Source organism: Xanthovirga aplysinae, from assembly GCF_009711365.1.
Taxonomy (GTDB): Bacteria; Bacteroidota; Bacteroidia; order Cytophagales; family Cyclobacteriaceae; genus Xanthovirga; species Xanthovirga aplysinae.
In genome coordinates, this window is the sequence record NZ_SMMB01000938.1 from 1 (window position 1) to 5673 (window position 5673).

Consider the following 5673-nt stretch of genomic DNA (forward strand, 5'->3'; position numbering starts at 1 on the left):
ACACTGGAAATTGCGATTGAAAATGGAAATTCAGTAAGTGTCGACTTAGTAGCATTAAAAAATGGAACTGTTTATGATGATCAGACTTTAAATTTAACAAACAACAGTTTAACAATTGAAAATGGAAATTCCATTGACCTGTCCGAGTTTAAAGATAATACCGATAACCAGGATTTAGAAGGGGCCTCTTTAAACGGAACCGTCCTACAAGTGGACATTGAGAATGGGGCTTCTGCCACTGTAGATTTAGCTCCCCTAGTTGCCGAACAACTAGCCTTGATTCTGGAATTAGCCCAAAAGGTGAACGAACTAGAAGAGAAACTAAATAACCTCTCTAATGGTGTAATCACTTCATCTGACAATGAGTCATTAAAATCCACACAGGCAACCCTGTATCAAAATAGCCCTAACCCTAGCCATGATGAAACCCTAATCAAATATTTTTTACCCAATACGGTGCGAACGGCTACAATCCAAATTTCTAATTCAAATGGTATAAAATTAAAGGAATATGCCCTTCAAGAAACAGGAGAGGGCGAAATTATATTGGACTTTAGCATTTATCCGTCAGGAACATATTTATACAGCCTAATTGCTGATAGGCAAATCGTAGACACAAAACGAATGGTGATCTATTAAAAAATTTAACCCTCCAGGAGTATAAAATGCATGGAGGGTTAATTTAATCCTTCTCTAGCACCAAAGCAGCCCATCGATTTCGAGTATTTTGCTTTAGCAGTTTCAATCCATTTTCCTTACAAAGCTCCTCTATGTCAGCAATATCCTCCTGATAAAAACCACTCAGTAATAAATTTCCACCATTAGCCAAAAGAGAAACATAAGCAGGAATTTCTTTCAAAAGAACATTTTTATTGATGTTGGCCAGAATAATATCAAAAGTCCCTTCTATCTTCAATGCTTCAATATCTCCTAGGGCCAGATCGATATTTTCGCAATGGTTTAGCTCGATGTTTTCCGAGCTATTTTCCACACACCAATCGTCAATATCGTAGGCCAATACATGCATAGCGCCCAATTTTGAGGCCATAATGGCAAGAATCCCCGTACCACAACCAGCATCTAAAACAGTTTTCTCTTCATGGTCCAACTCCAATTGATGACTTAGCATCAAATGGGTAGTTTCATGATGTCCGGTGCCAAAAGACATCTTAGGATTGATGGTGATCTCATAAGGAAATTTCTTTTCAATCTGATGAAAGGAAGCCTTTACCACACAACGATCATCGATAAAAATAGGATCATAATTCTTTTCCCATTCCTCGTTCCAGTTTTTCTTTCCTACCTCCTCGACCACATAAGTCGCTGTTGTCATGGTATGGTAGCGGTTGAAAATCTCCTTCACCACCTCTTCATCAAATGAAGAAGACTCAATGCTGGCCTCAAAACCTTGATCATTATCAGAAAAAGAATCGAAACCGGCCTCTGCCATTTCTGCCATAAAAATATCGGCAAAATCATTACTACAACTTACCTTAACTACCTTAAAAGACATCCTTTTTTTATTTTAGAATTACGAATTATAATTTCTTGGGCTAACCCTTACTCTATCAATAAAGTAATTCGTAATTATTAAAACGATTTAATAATATCCACAAAATCTCTTGATTTCAAAGATGCTCCACCGATCAGGCCTCCATCCACATCTTTACCTGCAAAAATTTCACTTGCATTGGAAGGCTTGCAACTTCCTCCGTATAAAATTACAATTTCATTAGCTACCTCTTGGCCATACTTTTGGGCAATATGTGTCCTGATGGCAGCATGCATTTCCTGAGCCTGTTCACTGCTTGCGGTTTTTCCAGTACCAATGGCCCAAATAGGTTCATAAGCAATCACTACTTTTGAAAAACTATCCGCATCCAAATGAAATAGACTTTCTGTCAATTGCTGACAAACAAATGATTCATGAGTTTCTGCCTCCCGGATTTCCAGGCTCTCTCCACAACAAAAAATAGGTCTCAAACCTTCATTTAAAACCGTATCCGTTCTTTCTTTTAGTAATTGGTTGCTTTCATTAAAATATTCTCTTCTTTCGCTGTGACCCAGAATTACAAATTCAGCACCTATAGACTTCAACATGGCAGCAGAAATTTCACCTGTATAGGCTCCGGATTTATGTTCATTGCAGTTTTGGGCAGCCAAGTATACATTATCCACACCCTGAATCAATTTGGAAACATTGCTTAAATGAATGAAAGGAGTGGCTAATATCACTTTCACCTGATTTATACTTTCATCTTCTACCATGTGTACCACCTCTGAAGTCAGCTTTAGCCCCTCTTCCATGGTGTTATTCATTTTCCAGTTTCCTGCTACGATTTTTTCTCTCATTTGTAAAAATAATTTATCGGTATAATTTTTTGAAAGGCATTGGTTTAAATATCACAAAAAATAATGATGAAATATAAAGGAACTTTAACCTATGTTATTTTCCTCATTATAATTTTTCTCTCAAATATTGAGCGGTGTAATTTTCTTTCAATTTTATTAGATCTTCAGGAACACCGCTAAAACAAACCATCCCACCTTCTTCTCCTCCTTCAGGCCCTAAATCAATAATCCAATCGGCAGTTTTTATTACTTCTAAATTATGTTCAATAATTATCACACTATTTCCTTGTTCAATCAGGGCATTAATGGAGTGCAATAATTTTTTAATATCGTGGAAATGAAGTCCGGTGGTGGGTTCATCAAAAATAAATAGCACATGTTCTGCTGTAGAGTTATTTCCTTTTCCTAAAAAAGAAGCTAGTTTCACCCTTTGGGCTTCTCCTCCACTTAAAGAATTCGAAGATTGCCCCAAACGAATATAACCTAACCCAACCTCCTGTAAAGGCTTTAATTTGTTCACAATAGATGGTTTATCAGCAAAAAACTCAATACTGTCGTCAACAGTCATTTCCAAAACATCCGCAATATCTTTCTCCTTGTATTTGATCTCTAATATCTCTTCTTTGAAGCGTTTACCATGGCAACTTTCACAAGTCAGCAGTATATCGGCCATAAACTGCATCTCAATCTTTGTCACTCCTTCGCCCTGACAAAGCTCACACCGTCCCCCATCTACATTGAAAGAAAAAAAAGCAGGTTTATATCCTCTTTGTTTAGCTAAAGGTAATTCAGAAAAGAGTTGTCTGATATGATCATAGGCCTTAACATAGGTAATTGGATTAGAACGAGAAGATTTTCCAATAGGGCTTTGATTGATAAATTCAATCTTACCAATTTTTGTATAATCCCCTTCCAATCGGTCAAATTTACCCGTTTCAATATTTACTGTCCCTAATATCTTTCCTATGGCTGGGTATAAGATCTTTTTTACCAAAGTGGATTTTCCCGAACCACTTACACCAGTAATCACAGTCAAAATATCCAATGGAATCTTCACCTGAAGATCTTTGAGGTTATTTTCCCTGGCACCAATTATTTCAATGGCATCTCGCCAAGGTCGACGCACTTTGGGAATAGAAATTTCTTGCTTTCCATTCAAATAACGAGCCGTATGGGTATTACCTTTTTGTTTTAGCTCTTCCAAACCACCTTGAAAAACCAATTCTCCACCATGAGAACCTGCCTCTGGACCAATATCAATGATTTGGTCTGCTGACTGCATTACTTCCTCTTCATGCTCTACTACAATAACTGTATTTCCCAGATCACGCAAGGATTTTAAAACCCCTACCAAACGGTCAGTGTCCCGAGGATGAAGTCCAATACTTGGTTCATCTAAAATATACATGGATCCCACCAAAGCGCTTCCCAGAGAAGTTGCCAGTTTAATACGCTGAAATTCCCCACCAGACAAGGTTGAAGTCAGCCGATTTAAGGTCAAATAACCTAGCCCTACTTGACCCAGATATTCTAACCGATTTTTAATTTCCACCAAAATCCTACGGCCCACCTGCTGTTCATAATCACTTAAAGAAAGGCCTTGAAAAAACTGAATTACTTCTTTCACTGGCATCAACACCAAATCAGTGATTGATTTGCCTCCGATTTTTACATAGGCGGCATCTTTTCGTAATCGCGACCCTCTGCACTCAGGGCAAACGGTTCTGCCCCGGTATCGAGAAAGCATTACCCTATATTGAATTTTATGGGTTTTAGATTCTAGATAATGAAAAAAGTCGTTGAGTCCCTCGAAATACTTATTTCCTGTCCATAGCAGCTGATATTCTTCATTGGTTAAATCACCGATTGCCCGATGAATCGGAAAATCAAACTCTATTCCAGTATCCAACAGGGGTTGAAGCCATTTTTTCATGGTTTCACTTCTCCATGGGACAATGGCCCCTTCGTAGACAGACAACGATTTGTCCGGAATAACCAAATCAGGGTCAATACCCAAAATACTTCCAAATCCTTCACAGCGGCGACAAGCCCCATATGGATTATTAAAACTGAAAAGATTTACCGATGGCTTTTCAAATGTAATTCCATCCAATTCGAATTTATCGGAAAAAGAGCGTACTTCCTTTCCAACCACATCTACAACACAAACTCCATCTCCCTCAAAAAAAGCAGTTTGAACAGAGTCCCCCATTCTATATTGGTTATCCTCATCATCGTGCCTTACCGTTCCCCTGTCAATCAGAATATATAATTGGTCAGTATCGGAAATGGAAGAAAGATCCGCTAAAACATCCTCGATAAAGGAGATATTTTCATTAATTACCAATCGGGTGAAACCCTTTTGTAATAATATTTGCAGTTCCTGCTCCAAAGTACGATCTTCTTTGATGTACAAAGGACATAAGATCATCAATCGGTTTCCTTCTTCATGCCCATTGATATATTGCACAACATCAGTAACCGAGTCCTGTTGAACGGTATTTCCACTAATGGGAGAAATGGTAACTCCAATTCGGGCATATAAAAGTTTAAGGTAGTCGTATATTTCAGTGGTGGTTCCAACTGTGGAACGAGGGTTTCTACTACTCACTTTTTGTTCAATTGCAATAGCAGGAGATACACCCCTAATAAATTCTACTTCAGGTTTTTCCATTCTGCCCAAAAACTGTCGGGCATAAGAACTTAGACTTTCCACATACATTCTTTGACCTTCGGCAAAAAGGGTATCAAAAGCCAAAGAAGACTTACCTGAACCGGAAAGCCCTGTAACCACTACCAACTTATTTCGAGGAATGGCCACATCGAGGCCTTTAAGGTTGTTTACCCTTGCTCCCTTTATGATGATATACTCCTTAGGGTCAAGAGTAAGAATATCGTAAGGCAAAACTTTCGTATTGGCAGTTTTCATAGGGCACAAAGATATAAAATGCCGAAAGGAAGTAAGGCAGATAAACCAAATTCTTTCTTCTTTGACAGCCCAGATTTAATAATTTTAAATTCAGAAGTCAGAATTTTCCGATGAATGACTTAATGAAATACTTTTTCAATTCACTGCAAAAAGCCACAAACATCAAAAATCACCAAAAACAAGCATTTAAAAGCTGTTTTCCACTTAATTAAAACAGAAACTTGTTTCAAAACGCAGGTTAAATTACTTATACTCCACCTTTTTCCTCTTTGTAATAACTCCTTAAAAAACGAAAACAGTATGAAAAAAAATCAGGTTATACCAACAGATTATTAATGTTTTACGTCTTAATAAATGGTATGATCTTTATAACACTTTGAAATTAAGCTCAT

Annotated in this window: 4 protein-coding genes; 1 reads left to right on the plus strand and 3 read right to left on the minus strand. The window is 37.6% G+C overall.

The features are described from left to right. Positions 1-639 (plus strand): T9SS type A sorting domain-containing protein (locus tag E1171_RS08545; RefSeq protein WP_155205589.1); only part of this gene is annotated, 639 nt, incomplete at its 5' end. Positions 640-682: 43 nt separating this feature from the next. Here E1171_RS08545 and prmA read toward each other — a convergent pair. The 3 genes from prmA to uvrA form a co-directional block, all read right to left on the minus strand. Further along, entirely contained in the window at positions 683-1513 is an 831-nt protein-coding gene (prmA, locus tag E1171_RS08550) for a 50S ribosomal protein L11 methyltransferase (RefSeq protein WP_155205590.1), read from the minus strand. A 77-nt stretch (positions 1514-1590) separates the two neighbouring features. Then, positions 1591-2352 carry a triose-phosphate isomerase gene (tpiA, locus tag E1171_RS08555; protein WP_155205591.1) on the minus strand — a complete coding sequence of 254 codons (762 nt, stop codon included), beginning with the start codon at positions 2350-2352 and terminating at the stop codon, positions 1591-1593. A 106-nt stretch (positions 2353-2458) separates the two neighbouring features. Further along, on the minus strand, positions 2459-5281 hold the full coding sequence (gene uvrA, locus E1171_RS08560; RefSeq protein WP_155205592.1) for an excinuclease ABC subunit UvrA: 2823 nt from the start codon (positions 5279-5281) through the stop codon (positions 2459-2461). Positions 5282-5673 lie beyond the last annotated feature (392 nt).

Bases quoted from the DNA above. Each gene is read 5' to 3' on its own strand.
- prmA (WP_155205590.1), bottom strand. From the start codon at position 1,513: ATGTCTTTTAAGGTAGTTAAGGTAAGTTGTAGTAATGATTTTGCCGAT.
- tpiA (WP_155205591.1), bottom strand. From the start codon at position 2,352: ATGAGAGAAAAAATCGTAGCAGGAAACTGGAAAATGAATAACACCATG.
- uvrA (WP_155205592.1), bottom strand. From the start codon at position 5,281: ATGAAAACTGCCAATACGAAAGTTTTGCCTTACGATATTCTTACTCTT.